Origin of the sequence: Spiroplasma sp. Moj, from assembly GCF_016082285.1 — a bacterium.
Taxonomy (GTDB): domain Bacteria; phylum Bacillota_I; class Bacilli_A; order Mycoplasmatales; family Mycoplasmataceae; genus Spiroplasma; species Spiroplasma phoeniceum.
Genome location: NZ_MQTY02000118.1, coordinates 1 through 2,906 on the forward strand (window position 1 = coordinate 1; position 2,906 = coordinate 2,906).

Sequence of the window (2,906 nt, forward strand, 5' to 3'; positions counted from 1 at the left end):
TATAGGATAAGTTGATTATATGTTAGAGGTATGTTAAGAAAATGCTGTTAGATGACTGATAATGTTAGATGGCTGTTAATCAAGCTGATTAACTGGCCTATTAGGAATGCGTCGTTTCTTTNTATAAATAACACAGCTTAATTTTTCGACTTTTAGGAATTGAAATTTGATAAAACATATGTTATGTAAGTTTTGCAATTGTTATGTGCATGTTAAAGACATGTTACATAAGATCACTGCCTGTGCTTTTTACGCANCCTACTTAAAATAAATTTTATCTCTAATTCTATAAGACATGGAAATATTAATAGAATATTACTCAGATTTGGCATACGTTTAAATATAACATATATGTTAGATTTAATTGACATATGTTAACTATATCTAAGGGCAAATTGACTGTGGGATATTGTGAAACTTAGTTTAGTCAATTGTGAGCCTTAGGCAATATATGAAGTATGCTCACTTAACAAGGAACGAAGTTGAATAATACAAAAATTTGAANAATTTGAAAAANAAAAAAAAAAAAANCAAGGGCTAATTTTGCTTTTTTTAAGAAAATTAAATTATTTAAGGTCAACTGAAGCTCCAGCAGTTACTAATTGTCCTTTAATTTCTTCTGCTTCTTCTATCTTTACTTTTTCTTTAATTACTGCTGGTAATTTATCAACAATTGCTTTTGATGCCATTAATTCTTTTCCAGTAATTTCTTTAACTAATTTAATAATTGCAACTTTACTTGGTCCTGTATCTGTTAACACAACATTAACCTCTGAAGGACCAGCTGCTGCTCCTACTTCTGCGGGAGCAGCAGCAGTTGTTGCTGCAACTACAACACCAAAATGATCTTCAATTCCTTTTACTAATTCATTTAATTCCGATAATTTCATTTCTTCTAATGCTTTAATAATATCATCTTTTGATAATGCCATAATATTTTCCTCCTCATTAAGATTTTTCTATAAAATCTTTGAATAACATAACTAATTATTCAGTTTTTGTTTTAGCAATTTCTTTAACTGCTATTGCAAACATACGTAATGGGTATAGTAAACTTGCTCCAAACATTGATAATAATTCATCTTTTGTTGGTAATGCTGCAATTTCAACAATTGCTTTTGTATCTAAAACTTTACCCTCATAAATTCCAGCTTTTAATTTTACTGCTGGATGTATTTTTGCAAATTCTGCTAAAGTTTTTGCGGCAGCCATCTGTTTACCTGTACCAAACGCAAAAACATTAGGACCTGTTAAAAATTGGTCTAATTCAGCAAATCCTGCCTCTTTAGCAGCCAAACTTACTAAGTTATTTTTATATACTTTAATGTTTACATCTTGTTTTGTAAGCATTCTTCTTAGTTCTGTAAATTCAGCAACCGTTAATTTTTGATATTCAACAATAACTGCTGAATTAGCATTTTTAAAGTTATTAACAATTTCATTAACAACTGCTGTTTTAATTTTTATTGCTGGCTTCATTATTCGCCTCCCTATAATAATTTTAAAAGCAAAGGCAATTAACCAAGTGGATTAATTGCCTAAAACATTATTTAAATAATATAAAAACATGTCATTGTTATATATCTCAATAATGCCTCGGCAACATAATTAAGATTTAATAAAATCCGTTGCTGTCTATGGTATTTTGATGACTATGATATAATACCAAATAACATAATATTATAATTTTTGTTAAAAGTCAAATAAAAAACGTTATTTTAAAAAATTTTATTAATCTTGTTTTACTTTCGGCTTATTTTCTTATACCGATATTTATTCCACAGTCATGTACCCAAACAAGATAACCCAACTGCCCCAGAAGAACTTAAAAAAACATATCCTAAAATTTCAACAACCAAAGTGTCTTTTTGCTTTACTGCAGGTGGAACAACAAGTTCTTCGTAAACTTGAAAAATAAAAGGACCTTCATTATTATTAATAAAAATATTATCATTTTGGTCAATAGTAATTGTATGGACAGAAGTTCCAAAAATATTAGTTTTTCCAACCTGTTTTATTTTATTTTTAAAAAAATACACCCCAGCAAGTACTGTTGAATAATAAACATTATTATTTTTGTCAACAGTAATAGATAACGCTGTTTTATTCAATAAACCAATCTCTCTTAATTCTTTTTCAATACTTGAATACACATAATTACCAAAATAAATGTTATTTTCTTTATCAACAGCAAACGCATAAATTAATTCATTAAGTTTATGTTCGTCAGCTAAACTATACTCATTATTTAATTTTTGAATTGAAAAAAAATTAGCTTCATCAGTAGTAAAATATAAATTATCGTTGTGGTCAATCACTAAAGCAAAAACTTTTCTAGCAACTTTATTATCACTATTGTTATCATAAATAAATTTTTCAACTCTAGTTGACCCTGATAATAAATAATAAATTCCAGCAAAAGTCCCTAAATACAAAGTATCATTACTGTCTAATGCAAGAACAGTAATATGATTATCAACTAATTCATCATTTAAACCCTCAATTTTAACAATTGTTCCATTATTACCATCATAAATATATACTTGATGATCTTCGTTTACATAATAAATATTATTTTTTTGATCAACTGTTAAAGCAATAACATTATCATCAATTCCATTATTTTTTTTTGCTTTTGTTGTATCATTAGGCAAAAAATAAATTCCCTGTGAAGTTCNAAAATAAACTATATTAGACTTCTTGCATAACCTAGTTATTTTAAAATTCCTATAAAATATATTTAAAATAGAAATTATAGGAATCTAAAATTATGAAATTTGATAAATTTGATTTTATTAATGATTAAAGAATTATTCCGATTAACAGGAATAAAACAAGCCACTTTTAATAAAATGTTAGATATTTTAAAGGTTGCTGAAATAGAAAAATTTAAAAAAGGTGGCAAA

General features: G+C 26.7%; 3 protein-coding genes and 1 other annotated feature. All 3 genes read right to left on the reverse strand.

What is annotated here, in order from left to right; genetic code table 4:
* Positions 1-566: 566 nt before the first annotated feature.
* The 3 genes from rplL to BST80_RS04825 all read right to left on the reverse strand — a co-directional run bounded on the left by rplL (position 567) and on the right by BST80_RS04825 (position 2,654).
* Complete coding sequence (gene rplL / locus BST80_RS04815) at positions 567-932, reverse strand: 50S ribosomal protein L7/L12 (RefSeq protein WP_415746206.1); 366 nt, start codon at positions 930-932, stop codon at positions 567-569.
* 55 nt (positions 933-987) lie between these two features.
* Positions 988-1,479: a 50S ribosomal protein L10 gene (gene rplJ / locus BST80_RS04820; protein ID WP_415746207.1), complete on the reverse strand. Its 492-nt coding sequence runs from the start codon at positions 1,477-1,479 to the stop codon at positions 988-990.
* Between the two features lie 72 nt (positions 1,480-1,551).
* Positions 1,552-1,659, reverse strand: a sequence feature (ribosomal protein L10 leader region).
* Positions 1,660-1,742: 83 nt separating this feature from the next.
* A complete protein-coding gene (locus BST80_RS04825; protein ID WP_415746208.1) occupies positions 1,743-2,654 on the reverse strand; it encodes a hypothetical protein in 912 nt (303 codons plus the stop codon).
* Between the last annotated feature and the right edge of the window lie 252 nt (positions 2,655-2,906).